Origin of the sequence: Paraburkholderia fungorum (assembly GCF_900099835.1) — a bacterium.
GTDB classification, from domain to species: domain Bacteria; phylum Pseudomonadota; class Gammaproteobacteria; order Burkholderiales; family Burkholderiaceae; genus Paraburkholderia; species Paraburkholderia fungorum_A.
Genome location: NZ_FNKP01000002.1, coordinates 304,108 through 320,449, shown reverse-complemented (window position 1 = coordinate 320,449; position 16,342 = coordinate 304,108). Strand labels below are relative to the sequence as shown.

The 16,342-nt window shown below is 59.7% G+C and carries 6 protein-coding genes and 2 pseudogenes; 4 read left to right on the top strand and 4 right to left on the bottom strand.

The genetic code is table 11. From position 1 onward, the window contains the following. Nucleotides 1-23: 23 nt before the first annotated feature. Together BLS41_RS38440 and BLS41_RS40095 are read right to left on the bottom strand one after the other, a co-directional pair. Entirely contained in the window at nt 24-5,867 is a 5,844-nt protein-coding gene (locus BLS41_RS38440) for a YadA-like family protein (protein WP_253189698.1), read from the bottom strand. An 84-nt stretch (nt 5,868-5,951) separates the two neighbouring features. Continuing rightward, nucleotides 5,952-6,242 (bottom strand): annotated as a pseudogene (locus tag BLS41_RS40095) (ESPR domain-containing protein); the annotation flags it as partial. Between the two features lie 1,313 nt (nt 6,243-7,555). Between BLS41_RS40095 and BLS41_RS38435 the strand changes: the two are divergent. The 4 genes from BLS41_RS38435 (at nt 7,556) to BLS41_RS39625 (ending at nt 15,003) form a co-directional block, all read left to right on the top strand. Then, nucleotides 7,556-11,722 (top strand): YadA-like family protein, encoded by a 4,167-nt coding sequence (locus BLS41_RS38435; RefSeq protein ID WP_143026306.1) that lies wholly within the window; start codon nt 7,556-7,558, stop codon nt 11,720-11,722. Between the two features lie 1,694 nt (nt 11,723-13,416). After that, the gene (locus tag BLS41_RS17675) at nt 13,417-14,094 is read left to right on the top strand and encodes a response regulator (protein ID WP_074771014.1); all 678 of its coding nucleotides are present in this window, start codon (nt 13,417-13,419) and stop codon (nt 14,092-14,094) included. Between the two features lie 437 nt (nt 14,095-14,531). After that, entirely contained in the window at nt 14,532-14,705 is a 174-nt protein-coding gene (locus BLS41_RS39630) for a hypothetical protein (protein WP_253189697.1), read from the top strand. Nucleotides 14,706-14,805: 100 nt separating this feature from the next. Further along, a complete protein-coding gene (locus BLS41_RS39625) occupies nt 14,806-15,003 on the top strand; it encodes a hypothetical protein (protein ID WP_074767102.1) in 198 nt (65 codons plus the stop codon). 87 nt (nt 15,004-15,090) lie between these two features. On the opposite strand, the pseudogene BLS41_RS40295 reads toward BLS41_RS39625, so the two are convergent. Both BLS41_RS40295 and BLS41_RS17665 read right to left on the bottom strand, forming a co-directional pair. Beyond that, nucleotides 15,091-15,159, bottom strand: a pseudogene (locus tag BLS41_RS40295) (IS6 family transposase); the annotation flags it as partial. A gap of 75 nt (nt 15,160-15,234) precedes the next feature. Beyond that, complete coding sequence (locus tag BLS41_RS17665; protein WP_074767100.1) at nt 15,235-16,341, bottom strand: NAD(P)H-dependent flavin oxidoreductase; 1,107 nt, start codon at nt 16,339-16,341, stop codon at nt 15,235-15,237. Nucleotide 16,342: the final 1 nt, after the last annotated feature.

Sequence of the window (16,342 nt, the reverse complement as noted above, 5' to 3'; positions counted from 1 at the left end):
CTGCTATGACGCGTGACGGCGTATTACCAAGAATAGCCCACACCAGCGTTGACCAGCACACGATTGGCACCGCTTGTGGCGCTGACGCCCAACTTGACGATCGTGTTCTGGGCGACTCTGGCACTGCCGCCAATCGCAAGTGCGGAATACCCTGCGTAGTTACCGACGCCGGCGCTGAGCTGGACCGTCTTGCCCGGCTCGACCTGCGGCAGCGCGGCCAGTGCACCGGCCATCGCGACACCCGAGTAGGCGTAGCGTGCAACGTTGTTCACGTTTTGCTGCAGACCCTGCAATTGTGAAACGTTCACCGCATCGGTCGGATTCACGCCCGGCGCAACGTTGGAGATAGTTCTCTCGTTGCCTGGCGAGCCGACCGAAACCGTGTTCGGATCGCTCGCAACAGAACCTGCTCCCAGCGCCACCGAGTTCGCACCCGACACCACCGTATTAGCGCCCAACGCCGTTGAGTCCGCGGCGGACACGACTGCGTTGACACCGATCGCCGTCGAGTTCGTCCCCGATGCCTGCGCGGCAGAGCCGATCGCGATTGTATTGGCGCCGCTTGCCTGCGAATTGCCGCCCATTGCAACCGATTCGCTGCCGGACGCTTTAGCTCCGCTGCCGGTCGAATTTGTCGAATCGAACGACGGCGACATCACGTTGTTCACAGGTGTCTGCAAGAATTGCTGGAACTGCTGGTCGATCGAACCCACCCTGGACTCGATCGCGAACAGTTGGCTGCCGTTGACCGCATCGGTGCTGCTTGCCGTCACCGCCCCTGAGGCGACGTTGGTGAGCGTCACCGCGGCAGCGCCCGTGCCACCGAACGTGACGCTCGTACGCGCGGCGTTGTCGTACTGCACCGCGTTGCTCGCCAGCGAAGCGACCGACTGCAACTGGCTGACGTTCACCGCATCAGTCGCCGCGACGCCTGCGGCGATGCCGGTGAGCAGGCGTGCGCCCGACGTGCCAGTGAAGTCGACCGTCGTGCCGCCGGTATTGGCACCGACCGTGATCGTGCCGTTGCCCGGTACTCCGCCGACCTGTTGCACAAGGCCGATCGAGCCGTTGGCGATTCCGCTCGCCAGTGCCGTCACGTTGCCGCTGGCGTTGGTCAGGCTAGTCGACAACGAGGCGACGTTGCTGTCCGTCGTGTTAAGGCCAGTCGACAGCGACGCGACATTGTTGTTGGTCGTGCTCAGACCCGACTGCAGCGACGAGATGCCCGCCATGGTCGTGGTCGACAACGAGCTCAACTGACCAAAGTTCACCGCGTCGTACTGGTTTACGCCATTCGCGACGTTGGTCAGCGTGACTGGGTTCGACCCGGTACCTCCAAGCGTAATGCTGGTGCGGTCTGCATCGTCGTACATCAAGCCGTTGCTCGCGCCTGTCGACAGTGACGCCATAGTGCTACTGGTTGTGCTGAGCGTGGTCGACAGCGAGTTCAGGCTCGTTGACGTTATGGTGGACAGCGATGCGATGTTGCTGGCGGTCGTGTTGAGACCTGTTGACAGCGAGACCAGGCCCGTTGCGGTCGAGGTCGACAGCGATGCCACATTGCTGCTGGTCGTGCTCAGACCGGTCGACAGGGAACCCACTCCTGTGGACAGCGAGCTCAGGCCTGTTGCGGTCGAGGTCGACAGCGACGTGACATTGTTGTTCGTGTCGTCCAGACCCGTCGACAGGGACGCCACATTGCCGCTGGTCGTGCTCAGGCCCGTCGACAGGGAACCCACTCCTGTAGACAGCGAGCTCAGGCCTGTTGCGGTCGAGGTCGACAGCGACGTGACATTGTTGTTCGTGTCGTCCAGACCCGTGGACAGCGACGCCACATTGCTGCTGGCCGTGCTCAGACCGGTCGACAGTGAACCCACTCCTGTGGACAGCGAGCTCAGACCCGTTTCGGTCGAGGTCGACAGCGACGTGACATTGTTGTTGGTGTCGTCCAGACCCGTCGACAACGATGCCACATTGCTGCTAGCCGTGCTCAGACCGGTCGACAGGGAACCCACTCCTGTGGACAGCGAGCTCAGGCCCGTTGCGGTCGAGGTCGACAGCGACGTGACATTGTTGTTCGTGTCGTCCAGACCCGTCGACAACGATGCCACATTGCTGCTAGCCGTGCTCAGACCGGTCGACAGGGAACCCACTCCTGTGGACAGCGAGCTCAGGCCCGTTGCGGTCGAGGTCGACAGCGACGTGACATTGTTGTTCGTGTCGTCCAGACCCGTCGACAGCGACGCCACATTGCTGCTGGCCGTGCTCAGACCGGTTGACAGTGAACCTACTCCCGTAGACAGCGAGCTCAGGCCCGTGGCGGTCGAGGTCGACAGCGACGTGACGTTGTTGTTCGTGTCATCGAGACCCGTGGACAGCGACGCCACATTGCTATTAGCCGTGCTCAGACCGGTCGACAGCGAACCTACTCCCGTGGACAGCGAGCTCAGGCCCGTGGCGGTCGAGGTCGACAGCGACGTGACATTGTTGTTGGTGTCATCGAGACCCGTGGACAGCGACGCCACATTGCTGCTGGCCGTGCTCAGGCCCGTCGACAGGGAACCTACTCCCGTGGACAGCGAGCTCAGGCCCGTGGCGGTCGAAGTCGACAGCGACGTGACATTGTTGTTCGTGTCATCCAGACCCGTGGACAGCGACGCCACATTGCTGCTGGTCGTGCTCAGGCCCGTCGACAGGGAACCTACTCCCGTGGACAGCGAGCTCAGGCCCGTGGCGGTCGAAGTCGACAGCGACGTGACATTGTTGTTCGTGTCATCCAGACCCGTGGACAGCGATGCCACATTGCTGTTAGCCGTGCTCAGACCAGTCGACAGCGAACCCACTCCTGTGGACAGCGAACCTACTCCCGTAGACAGCGAACTCAGGCTCGTGGCGGTCGAAGTCGACAGCGACGTGACGTTGTTGTTCGTGTCATCCAGACCCGTCGACAGCGACGCCACATTGCTGCTGGCCGTGCTCAGACCGGTTGACAGTGAACCTACTCCCGTAGACAGCGAGCTCAGGCCCGTGGCGGTCGAGGTCGACAGCGACGTGACGTTGTTGTTCGTGTCATCGAGACCCGTGGACAGCGACGCCACATTGCTGCTGGCCGTGCTCAGACCGGTCGACAGCGAGCTCAGGCCTGTTGCGGTCGAGGTCGACAGCGAGGTGACATTGTTGTTGGTGTCATCCAGACCCGTCGACAGCGACGCCACATTGCTGCTGGCCGTGCTCAGACCGGTCGACAGGGAACCCACTCCTGTGGACAGCGAACCTACTCCCGTAGACAGCGAGCTCAGGCCCGCGGCGGTCGAGGTCGACAGCGACGTGACATTGTTGTTGGTGTCATCCAGACCCGTGGACAGCGACGTGACGTTGTTGTTCGTGTCATCCAGACCCGTCGACAGCGATGCCACATTGCTGCTGGCCGTGCTCAGACCAGTCGACAGCGAACCCACTCCTGTGGACAGCGAACCTACTCCCGTAGACAGCGAACTCAGGCTCGTGGCGGTCGAAGTCGACAGCGACGTGATATTGTTGTTGGTGTCGTCCAGACCGGTCGACAGCGATGCAACGTTGCTGTTGGTCGTGTCAAGGCCCGTGGACAGCGAGCCCAAGCCGGTCGAGGTTGTGGTCGACAGCGAGCTTAACTGACCGAAGTTCACCGCATCGTATTGGCTTACGCCGTTGGCGACGTTGGTCAGTGTAACGGGCTGTGACGTAGCACCTCCAAGCGTTATGCTCGTGCGGCCTGCATTGTCGTACATCACGCCGTTGCCAACCCCTGTCGACAGTGACGCTAAAGCGCTGCTCGTCGTGTTGAGAGTGGTCGACAGCGACGCAACGTTGTTATCGGTCGTGTCGACGCGCGTCGACAGCGAAGCGAGACCCGTCGAGGTCGTGGTCGACAGCAACGCAATACTGCTGTTGGTCGTGTTGAGACCCGTCGACAGCGAGCTGACGCCCGTCGACGCCGAAGTCGACAGGCTAGTCACGCTACTGTTGCTCGTGCTCAGCCCCGTCGAGAGGGAACTGACGCCCGTGGACAGCGAACTCAGGCCGGTCGACGTCGACGTCGACAAGCTGGTCACCTTGCTGTTGGCCGTGCTCAGACCCGTCGACAGTGAACCCACTCCCGTGGACAGCGAACTGACGCCCGTCGATGCCGACGTCGACAGCGAAGCCACATTGCTGTTGGCCGTGCTCAGACCCGTCGAGAGGGAGCTGACTCCCGCTACCCGTGAAGCCGCTTCCGACTGCAACTGGCTCACGTTCACCGCATCCGTCGGTGCCGCACCCGCCGCCACATTCGTCACACGGCGCTCCGCATTGGTCGAACCCACCGACACTTCACCATTGGCCGCCGACGCAGTACCCGAAAGCGTCGTCGAACCCGGGTTGTAACCCGCTGCTGCCAGGCTGGCCGTCGTCGTCGAACCAGCGCCCAGCGCGACCGAGTTCGCTGCGCCGGCAGACGAACCTGCGCCAAGCGCCAGCGCATTCTTGACTGACGCATTGGCGCCTGTGCCAAGCGCAATCGCACCCAATGCGCCCGTCGAAGCGGAGTTACCGAATGCGATCTGGCCATTTGCGCCGTTGATGTTCGCCGTCGACGCGTTCCGGCCAATGGCAGCACTGTCACCACCGCCCGCGTATGCGCTTTCGCCCAACGCGAGGTTGCCGCCATAGGCACTCGTCGCGCCCTTGCCGATGGCAATGCTCGTTGTGGTCACAGTCTGTGCCGCAGACGCGCCCGCGCCGATCGCGATCGCCTGGCCCTGCGCCTTTGCGTCGTCGGTGCCGTCAGCCAGACCACCTGCCTGGAAGTAACGTGTTCCAGCATTATTCAGCGACTGCAGCTGGCTCACGTTCACCGCATCGGTCGCGGCCGAACCCGCCGCCACGTTCGTCAGACGACGCTGCTGGCTCGACGAGCCTACCGACACTTCGCCAGCCGCCGTGGTACCGCCGAGCGTCATCGAACCCGGGTTGTATGCACTGGCGCCAAGGTTGGTGGTCGTGACAGAGCCTGCGCCCAGCGCGACCGAGTTGGCCGCCGTCGCGCTCGCACCCGCACCGATCGCGCTGGCGTTGAGCGCGCTCGCCTGGGCGGCGCGGCCGAGCGCAACAGACTTACCCGCCGTCGCCGTCGCCGAGTCACCCAGCACGATCGCGCCGTCGCCGGTCGACCATGAATTCGTGCCAATTGCAATCGCGCTATAAGCGCCCGATGCAGTAGTCGAATCAGCGGTCGCATAGCGGCCCAATGCAATGCTATTGCCGTTGACGGTCTGCGAGAGCTGGCCGATCGCCACCGAGCCGGCTGAAGCCGACGTCGCGGAACTACCCAGCGCTACAGCATTCGCCCCCGTCGCGGATGCCGCAGTGCCAATTGCGATCGTGCTCGAGGCCGACGAAAGACCGCCCGTGCCGATGGCAACGGAGTCCGTACCCGAAGCCCGGGTATTGTTCGTCGTGTTCTGCATGGCGTCCGTAGTGCTGTTCGGGTCGAAAGTGACCGTCGCAGCCGAGCCCAGCGCGATGGAGCGAGCACCACTCGCGGCCGCGGAAGTACCAATCGCATTGGCGTCAGCGCCGGTGGCGGCCGAAAGCGTCCCGATCGCACTCGCGCGGTCATTGTTAGCGACGGAGAATGCGCCAATGGCTTGAGATTGGACACCGCTGGAATAGGCGGCGGCACCCATAGCAAGGCTCATCCGTCCCAACGCCTGGCCGAAGACACCGAATACAACCGAGCCAATGCCCGAGGCTGTCGAATAGCTGCCCACCGCAGTTCCCCCATAAGCGGTGGCGTACGAATTGTTGCCCAACGCAGTCCCGCTACCGTTCTGCGTAATACTGGTCACATTGGTGCCTAAACCATCGGTACGGCGATTACCCCCGAGATTAATGGACCATAGAACGTCGTTGGATACGGAAGCGCCAGAGCCCACAGCTGTAGCTCCCGTCACAGGAGCTACAGCGCCCGCCCCCACTGCGACCGCATCGGTCCCGGACGCGACTGGGGCAGCCGTCTGCGTGCCTGTCGACGCGACAGCCGGCGTCGATAGCGCTGCTGCGGAAACCCCTGCCGGCGAACTCATGGCGATCACGAACAGCGCGCCCGTTGCGCCAACGACCACTCGTGCCTTGCTACGCTTGCCCCGCGCCGACGTATTCTCGGATGCAGCCACCCACGTCCCAAGAGCTTCACTCCAGATACTGATATAAGACTTATTCATTCCAATGCTCAAAACAATTAATACTTCGGTATACGAATGATATAGACGCCAGCTCTATATGAATGACTGGTCGAATCTTCGCTAGAATCGGTACGGTGAGTGCTTGGCAGAGCGCGCCGGCAGCGGGGAAATTCGATTCACCGCCATTCGTCTGAAGACCCACTTTCACTCCACGCCTTGACTACATTTTCAATGTTCCAGGCATTGCGAAAAATAAGACAAATTTTGAATTCTTAAAAATATGTTCAGACACGTCTGAAATTAGATGTTGTCTTGTAGGAATGCAGAAAATACGGAAGATAGTGCAAGCGATACCGCACGTTGGCTAACAGGTTGACACCGGCATGTCGACATGCCACGGCGAAGACAGATCACGCAGCCCGACATTTTTGCCGAGAGGCACCTGCCATCTCATCCCCACCGTGCTACGAGCAATCGCGGCCTGAAAACGCAAACCAATCGCGAAAGTGGCCCTTTACTACCAGCCACAAGGTTAGCTTTCCAACGAGCCACATTTGCGATTGCTGCCTCGGCCGACCTGGCGCATCTAATGAAGTAACAATCACGGCGGGACCGAGTTCCCGATGCAAGCAGTCAAGCATGTTTCCGGAGCAGTCGTATTCCAGAAAACCGAACGAATCGGCGTCGATCGTGAGAGCCATTTCACTGACTCACTCCGCAGCGCGATGACAAATTCTCACGCTCTCGCAACGGCGATGGTGCGTTTCAAAACGGCTCACCGTGTAAATCCTAAATAGCCGTCCACGTCGTTTCGGTGTGGAACATCCGCACACCCTCGCCCCTCGATTCAACCATGGCTCGTTGGCCATTCGCTGCGGCAACGAACCGCGATCGTCGAAGGCATCCGAAAACTTCATCCTGGCTCACGTGGAATCGCCGCCGGTGTTGCGATAGCGCCAGTTCGACGAATGTCGAACATGCCGGCAAAGGCAAAGCACGGTCATTCGATGCCCGATTAAAACGCCTGGTATGGACGTCGGCTTCTTTCGTCCGACGAACCCACCCTTTCAGCCACCATTCGGACTAGTCAGATGCAATTTTTGGCGATTCATAACCAGTCAACTCGCCTCGAAATCTCAAAAATCTAGAATTTGGTCAAGGGCAAGGAAAGCACTGATTGCCAGGAAGAGTGGCAGGAAATTGAGCTAACTCGATGCTGGCGTGCACCAGGCAGCGCGTCAATGAACCAACCGTCCCATTTGCAGCGAAGACTCATCAGAGCGTGTACAGGAACATGACGCCCACATTATTCGTATAACTGATTAATTATTTAACTTATCGGAAGTGAAATCATGAACAAGTCTTATATCAGTATCTGGAGTGAAGCTCTTGGGACGTGGGTGGCCGCATCCGAGAATACGTCGGCGCGGGGCAAGCGTAGCAAGGCACGGGTGGTCGTTGGCGCAACGGGCGCGCTGTTCGTGATCGCCATGAGTTCGCCGGCAGGGGTTTCCGCAGCAGCGCTATCGACGCCGGCTGTCGCGTCGACAGGCACGCAGACGGCTGCCCCAGTCGCGTCCGGGACCGATGCGGTCGCAGTGGGGGCGGGCGCTGTAGCTCCTGTGACGGGAGCTACAGCTGTGGGCTCTGGCGCTTCCGTATCCAACGACGTTCTATGGTCCATTAATCTCGGGGGTAATCGCCGTACCGATGGTTTAGGCACCAATGTGACCAGTATTACGCAGAACGGTAGCGGGACTGCGTTGGGCAACAATTCGTACGCCACCGCTTATGGGGGAACTGCGGTGGGCAGCTATTCGACAGCCTCGGGCATTGGCTCGGTTGTATTCGGTGTCTTCGGCCAGGCGTTGGGACGGATGAGCCTTGCTATGGGTGCCGCCGCCTATTCCAGCGGTGTCCAATCTCAAGCCATTGGCGCATTCTCCGTCGCTAACAATGACCGCGCGAGTGCGATCGGGACGCTTTCGGCCGCCACCGGCGCTGACGCCAATGCGATTGGTACTTCCGCGGCCGCGAGTGGTGCTCGCTCCATCGCGCTGGGCTCGGCTGCGACGGTCACTTTCGACCCGAACAGCACTACGGACGCCATGCAGAACACGACGAACAATACCCGGGCTTCGGGTACGGACTCCGTTGCCATCGGCACGGGCGGTCTTTCGTCGGCCTCGAGCACGATCGCAATTGGCACTGCGGCATCCGCGACGGGGGCGAATGCTGTAGCGCTGGGTAGTTCCGCGACGTCGGCTTCAGCCGGCTCGGTGGCGATCGGCCAGCTCTCGCAGACCGTCAACGGCAATAGCATTGCATTGGGCCGCTATGCGACCGCTGATTCGACTACTGCATCGGGCGCTTATAGCGCGATTGCAATTGGCACGAATTCATGGTCGACCGGCGACGGCGCGATCGTGCTGGGTGACTCGGCGACGGCGACGGCGGGTAAGTCTGTTGCGCTCGGCCGCGCCGCCCAGGCGAGCGCGCTCAACGCCAGCGCGATCGGTGCGGGTGCGAGCGCGACGGCGGCCAACTCGGTCGCGCTGGGCGCAGGCTCTGTCACGACCACCAACCTTGGCGCCAGTGCATACAACCCGGGTTCGATGACGCTCGGCGGTACCACGGCGGCTGGCGAAGTGTCGGTAGGCTCGTCGAGCCAGCAGCGTCGTCTGACGAACGTGGCGGCGGGTTCGGCCGCGACCGATGCGGTGAACGTGAGCCAGCTGCAGTCGCTGAATAATGCTGGAACACGTTACTTCCAGGCAGGTGGTCTGAACGATGGCACCGACGACGCAAAGGCGCAGGGCCAGGCGATCGCAATCGGCGCGGGCGCGTCTGCAGTAAACAACTGGGGGGTGACGAGCGTTGCCATCGGCAAGAATGCAACGGCGACCTATGCTGGCAACCTCGCGTTGGGCGAAAGCGCATTCGCGGGTGGTGGTGACAGTGTTGCCATCGGCCGGAACGCTTCGACGGCGAACATCAACGGTGCAAATGGCCAGATCGCATTCGGTAACTCCGCTTCGACGGGCGCATTGGGTGCGATCGCGCTTGGCACAGGCGCGACTGCAAGCGCAGCGAACTCGGTCGCGCTGGGCGCTGGTTCGACGACGACGGCCAGCCTGGCAGCAGCGGGTTACAACCCGGGTTCGACGGCGCTTTCGGGTACTGCGTCGGCGGCCAATGGTGAAGTGTCGGTGGGTTCGACCAATGCGGAGCGCCGCGTGACGAACGTGGCGGCGGGTTCGGCCGCGACCGATGCGGTGAACGTAAGCCAGTTGCAGTCGGAAGCGGTTTCACGGGTAGCGGGAATCAGCTCCCTCTCGACGGGGTTGAGCACGACCAGCAGCAATCTGACGTCGCTGTCGACCTCAACCGCAACGGGCCTGAGCTCGCTGTCCACAGGAGTGGGTTCCCTGTCCACGGGGCTGAGCACGGCCAACAACAACGTGGCTTCGCTGTCGACCTCAACCGCAACAGGCCTGAGCTCGCTGTCCACAGGAGTGGGGTCGCTGTCCACGGGTCTGAGCACGGCCAACAGCAACGTGGCTTCGCTGTCGATCTCAACCGCAACAGGCCTGAGTTCGCTGTCCACAGGAGTGGGTTCGTTGTCCACGGATCTGAATACGACCAACAGCAATGTGGCGTCGCTGTCGACCTCGACCTCGGCGGGTCTGAGCTCGCTGTCAACGGAAGTCGGTTCGCTGTCAAACAGTCTGAACACGACCAACGCTACGATGGGTAGCTTGTCGACGAGCATCAGTTCGCTGTCGAATGGTTTCGACAATTCGGTTCAGTACGACAACGCCGAGCACACTAGCATGACGCTCGGCGGACCCAACGCAGCAGCCCCCGTGACGCTGAAAAACGTGGCAGCAGGCGTTGACGGCACGGACGCGGTGAACGTATCGCAGCTGAAGGACGCGGGTTTGATCGGCGGTAACGGCCGGGTGGCAAGTGTGGTGACGTACGACGATGCGTCGAAGGGCGTACTCACCATGGGCGGACCCAACGGTACGAAGATCACGAATGTGACCGCTGGTGACCTGTCGCCGACGAGTACCGATGCGGTGAATGGTTCGCAACTGAACACGACGAACCAGAACGTGACGAAACTGGACGGCCGGGTGGCAGACCTTGGTAACCAGATTGCGAACGGGACGGCCGGTCTGGTGCAGCAGGACCCCTCAACTCGGGTGATCACGATGGGTAAGGACACGGACGGCACGTCGGTGAACATGGCAGGCACGGCAGGCAACCGCACCGTAACAGGCGTGGCTGCGGGTGCAATCAACCCGGCGAGCGTGGACGCTGTCAACGGCGGCCAGCTCTACGCAACGGCCTCCAGCGCAGCGGCAGGTCTCGGTGGCGGCGCGACCGTCAACGCCGACGGCACGATCAGCGAACCGAGCTATAGCGTGGGCGGCGCGACCGTTCACAACGTGGGCGATGCAGTCGCAAACCTCGACGGCCGTGTCATGGCGAACACCACGAATATCGCGCGAATTACGGCTGATATCTCGAGCATGCAGAGCCAGATCAACAACGGGACGATCGGTCTGGTCCAGCAGGATTCGACGGGTATCATCACCGTCGCCGCGAGCACGGGAGGCAAGCTGGTGAACATGGCAGGCATGGCGGGCAACCGCGTAGTGACGGGTGTGGCCGATGGAGCATTGTCCGCATCGAGCGCGGACGCTGTGAACGGCAGCCAGTTGTATGCGTTGCAAAACCAGGTGACCAACCTCGACACGCGGGTAACGAAAGTCGAGCCGACCGGTGGTTCGGGAAGCAGTGCCGAAGTGAATGTCACTGGCACGTCTTCGGCAACCGGCGCAGTGACCAACGCTGCAATACCCGGCGCGGGCGATGTCACCACTTCATCGGATTACGGTCCGACGACCGTGGGCAACAACGGAACTGCCGTTGGGTCGAACTCCAGCGCGGCGGACAACGCGGTCGCCATGGGAACCGGCGCCGCGGCGACATCCGGCTCGGCTGCGTTCGGCCGGGGCACGCAGGCAATTGCGTCCAACTCGGTTGCGCTGGGCCAAGGTTCGGTGGCTGATCGTGCCGACACGGTATCGGTTGGCGCGTCAGGTTCCGAGCGTCAGATGACTAACGTCGCGGCCGGAACGGCCGACACTGACGCGGTCAACGTCGGTCAGTTGAACAGCCAGATTTCTGCTGCGGTGGGAAATCTGCCGCCCAACACGACTGCGAAGGACTACACGGACCAGCGGGTCACCCAGGTACAGAGTGAGATCAACGATGTGGCGAAGAACGCCTACTCGGGTATTGCGGCCGCTACGGCGTTGACGATGATTCCCGAAGTCGACCTGGGCAGGAGGCTGTCATTCGGGGTTGCGGCTTCGACCTATAAGGGCTACCAGGCTATTGCCATGGGCGGGACGGCTCGCATCACGCAAAACATCAAAATGAAAGCGGGTGTCGGCATGTCCAGCGGCGGCACGGCGGTCGGAGTGGGTGCTTCGTATCAGTGGTAAGAGTAGTAGGTAACGGGGTTCGCGCCCCGCCCGCGTGCCCGCACATTTCCCCTATCTTCTGGTTTTCTCTTCCGCAGCATGGGAACTCACATGCGTCCAGATAAGGCCGGCGCACTCAGACCGGTCTTATAAATAAGAAAATCGATTTGCAACAAGTCGCATTTTAATTAATCTTTAGAAAAGTAACAATTTAGTTAAGATGCAGAATGAAGAATACCCACAAGCGACGGAATCGGATTCGAATTTTCAGAAGAGTAATTTCATGGAGCGGCGCCAGACAAATCAGTTTTGTTATTTTCATCAAGGCCTTTATTCGGGCCAGGTGCAAGTCGGCGAATTGTCACTCAGTGTTTTTCAACCCGATACTCAAGCACCTGCCAATCTCGCTCCCCAACTTAAGTTGGGGAGAAATGCTTCCCGAATCTAAATGCAGTCTTCTCCAGGTCCGAAAGGACTTTTGACAAAAAATGATGCGAATTCGTATGCTTCGAAACACGCTGATACTGGCAAGCCTGCGTTGGCAGCGCCCAGTGTGCTCGCAGAGTCCCATCCAATTCAATGCATTAGCCCGCGTCCGGACGGAACAGCAAACACATCTTGAATTTTTCGCTACGTGGCTGCGTCGTACAAATCCCCATCATGCAAAAACTAGCTCAAAAGAAAGATCTTTCTTGCTAAATTATTTACAAATAACTTAAAGCGCGAAATTTAAACTCTGCTTTCTAGAAGATAATTGCCTATCTGTAATCATTGATTTTGGAAATGTAATTTGCAACTCAAGGGAGATGGAGAATGTCAAATAACCAACAATCCGCAACGGCTCGGGCACTGCTCGCGTTCGTCGAACTTTGCAAGAGCGAGGAACGCGAGTTCATCACGACAATGAACCTCCTGCTTCTCGCCTCTCCAAGAAGACGACGGGAAATCGTTGAGCAAATCAAAAAGGACGTTTTCAGGGACGGGCGTAAGGCGCGTATTTCGCACCAATCTGGACATTAGCTACGTGATCTAGTGACGCGTGCCAAATGGCGGCACGCTGATGAAGCATACGAGCGTTGAGGTGTTGTATCGCACCGCCAGTCATGAGTCGCTTTCCTTAGCGCACAAGATCTGCGCGGTATCCGCTGCAAAATCGAAAGATCAACCGCCGCGTAGTTTGGGCGCTCGACCCGACGCTACTCCGTGCCGCACGGCTTCGCTTTATTTGACTGCGGCGCTGGACCTCGCAAGTTGCCATTGCTGACGCATTGAGTGGCGAATACGCTCGAAGCCGAACCTGTGCGCCGGGCCCGGAGAGGCACCGCCAAAATCCGGCCACCCAGCAATCATTCAAGTTTTCCAGAGTAACCATTCGCGTTCGAGTCTATCCACTGTGCGCCGGATGGAATTCATTTCACGATTCTGCATGCGATCAAAACGGCAGTGTAACGACCGAAAGTTTCCACTATAAATTGGGAAATACGGTCCGAAAGAATAATCGTGCCGCCCATTGCGAGCTAAACAAACTCCTGAACATGGGCGCCCCGCCCCCCGAATCAGAGAGAGAGCATCAGCGTACTTCAGAGAAGTTTTGCCTAGCATTTCTGACAAATCAGATGACATCTCGCTCCAAAGCTGCCCAGTACGAAATTCATGCCAGTTTATTGCCGCTACATTACTACTGTCCCAATCTTTTCATGACGATCGAGAGCGCGATGAAGATTAACCTGATACTTGCAGATGACCACCCGGTAATAATCCATGGCATCCAACACGAGCTTTCGAAAATCCACACTCTTAAAGTATCAGGGACGGCGTTTAATTCGACGGAAATAGTCGATTTATTATCCAGGGTATCGTGCGACGTTCTCATCACGGATTTTGCGATGCCGGGCGGAGAATACAGCGATGGTATGGCCATGCTGTCATTTTTGAGGCGCCGTTATCCTGACGTGAAAATTGTCGTGTTCACCACGATCGACAATTTCGCGATTGCTATTGAGATGAGGAAAATCGGCATCCATTCAGTACTGAACAAATCAAAGGATATTGGCCATCTGATTACCGCTATTCACGCTGTCCATGCGGGTGCAACTTATTACTCACCTACTCTGGAAGAGCCAACCGGGTCTGGTGGCCCAGCGCAGGTGCTCAGCACACGCATACCCCATCTCTCAATACGAGAAGCGGAAGTCGTGCGTCTTTATCTATCTGGTGTCACGGTAAGCGAAATAGCCGCCCAGCTGAATCGGACGAAACAGACAGTTAGCGCACAGAAAAGAACTGCGATGCGTAAGCTGGGAGTAGAACGAGACGCAGATTTATTCAAATTTGCGTTCGAAAGCGGTATGGCTATGCCGACAACCCGGCCAGACCTGGAGATCGATCATTAATATCTTCGCAATTGCGCTGTTATGCACACATGCCATCGAACTATTATTTAAATTGAACCTCGGAGTGGCAACCTATCAATGCCCCGAGAAATCGTAACGAATAAAAAGCATTAGTTGGTTCAAAAAATATTTGACTGCTTCAATCCAGAAAAACTTAACTATCGGTTGACCTCGCCAGCAAAATCAGCGACCTCGCGCGATCAGGGGCGCACATCAATGCTCTCAACTTAAGCCCTCATCGCACGTGTAGACGAGGCATTGCCCCTGCAAACTTCATCGCATAACTCACTGACAAATCAACGATATGAACTCGAATACCAGCGTCCTCACGACTTCTGGCTGAGTTCTCCGATTTCCTGTTCGATCCGGCGCTCGCCGATCGCGCGCGTCGCTCTCCTGGCGCCCTCACCCGCAGTCGCCCACTGACCTTGCCGCGCATGGCCGCGCTAATGATGTCGGGCATGTGCGCCAGCTTGCAGGCCGAACTCGACGCGCTGTTCGGTGCGCTTGAAGGGCGCGGCGGCGTCGCCGCGCCGTCCGTGCGCAGGTCGTCCGCAAAGCCCGTCGCGGGCTGTCGGCCGAACTGTTCGAACTGGCCCGCGCTCATCTGATCGCACTGGCCCAACCCCATATCGATTCGATGCGGTGGCACGGCCTGAGATTAGTCGCCGCTGACGGCAGCCGACTGCGCATGGGCACGCATCGCGTGCCATGAATTGCGCGCCAATCATACGCGTTTGCGCTGTTCTGCCCGGTCCCGAACTGACGCTGCGCGCCGCGCTTCATCCCGCCGATGGCGCGGAGCGCCAGATGCTGTTCGAGGCGCTGGATGTGCTGCAACCGCGCACCGATCTGCGGCTGCTCGATCGCGGCTATATCAGCAACACGATGGTGGCGGCACCCGCGTAGCGCGAGTTTCCGTTGAGTTAAATACGACTCCTTGGATCCAGACAACGGAAAGCGGGCGGAAGGTCTTGGCAAGAGACCCGGTTGCGAGCGAACGGCGCAGCTGATGACGACAGCTGCATAGCGGTGGCCGTGATAAAGCGATTGCGTCTTCTTCATCGCTTCTTTGTACCGGCGCCTCTCCAGCAACCTGACAGTGTCCCCTACTGCAACAGATTCTCCCGACGTCTCAATTCAACTGCGCTCAACGACCGATTGAACACCTAGTAAACGCAGTGCTTCTGCGGCGATGCCGCGCGTGATTTCGGCAGCAGGCAGCGCCTTGGCCAGACTTGCCGCCTGACCGCTCCACAGTGGCGAGAAGTCATCGGCGCCATCTTGCTCAAAATGGGCGCGCAGGGGCCCAAGCGCAAGGCCCGCAAGTGGAAACGGTGGAGTGTCGGGGGAAAGCGGACCGAGCTCCCGCACCGCGCGATTGACGATGGCTCGCGCCGGTCGTCCCGTGAATATGTTGGTGAGCGCAGTGGAGTCGTCGCCGGACTGTTCGATTGCCCTCCGATAAACAGGCGGCAGCGCGAGTTCTTCGGCTAGCAGATACGCCGTGCCCATCTGCACGGCGGACGCGCCCAGCATGAATGCTGCCGCCAGGCCGCGACCGTCGGCAATACCGCCCGCCGCGATCACCGGTACGTTGACGGCGTCGACGATCTGTGGAACCAGCGCCAGCGTACCCGCCTGCCTGTAAAGGTCGCCGGGTAGAAATGTGCCGCGGTGGCCGCCCGCCTCGGTACCCATTGCGATGATTGCGTCACAGCCATGCTCGGCCAACCACCGCGCTTCGTTCACGGTTGTGGCCGACGAAATGATTCTGGCACCCGTTTCGCGGACCCTCGCGACAAGCGATGCCTCGGGCAGCCCAAAATGAAAACTGACCACTTGCGGCCTGAGTAGCTCGACGACTTCACAGAACGATTCGTCGAACGCATGGACACCGGCACCGGTGGGCAGGGAGATTGGCGGCACTGCGCGCGGCAAGCCACATGCGTGCGCATAAGGCTCGACCCGCTGTTGCCAGCCGGATAGCCGATGCGGTTCGAACACCGGGGGCGCATGGCAAAAGAAGTTCAGATTCAACGCGGCCGACGTCTGCGTCCGTATCGACGTCACAGCGCTGCGTACCTGCTCGGCGCTGAGCAACGCACACGGCAACGAGCCCAGCCCTCCAGCACGCGCAACCGCGACAGCCAGTTGCAGATTACCGACGCCCGCCATGGGCGCCTGAATGATCGGCAGGTCAATGCCGAACAGCGAGAGAATCCGTTCATCAGGCCATGTCTTCATC

Coding starts and splice junctions, on each gene's coding strand:
- BLS41_RS39630 (WP_253189697.1), top strand. CDS start 14,532: ATGGCCGCGCTAATGATGTCGGGCATGTGCGCCAGCTTGCAGGCCGAA.
- BLS41_RS39625 (WP_074767102.1), top strand. CDS start 14,806: ATGAATTGCGCGCCAATCATACGCGTTTGCGCTGTTCTGCCCGGTCCC.
- BLS41_RS38435 (WP_143026306.1), top strand. CDS start 7,556: ATGAACAAGTCTTATATCAGTATCTGGAGTGAAGCTCTTGGGACGTGG.
- BLS41_RS17665 (WP_074767100.1), bottom strand. CDS start 16,341: ATGAAGACATGGCCTGATGAACGGATTCTCTCGCTGTTCGGCATTGAC.
- BLS41_RS17675 (WP_074771014.1), top strand. CDS start 13,417: ATGAAGATTAACCTGATACTTGCAGATGACCACCCGGTAATAATCCAT.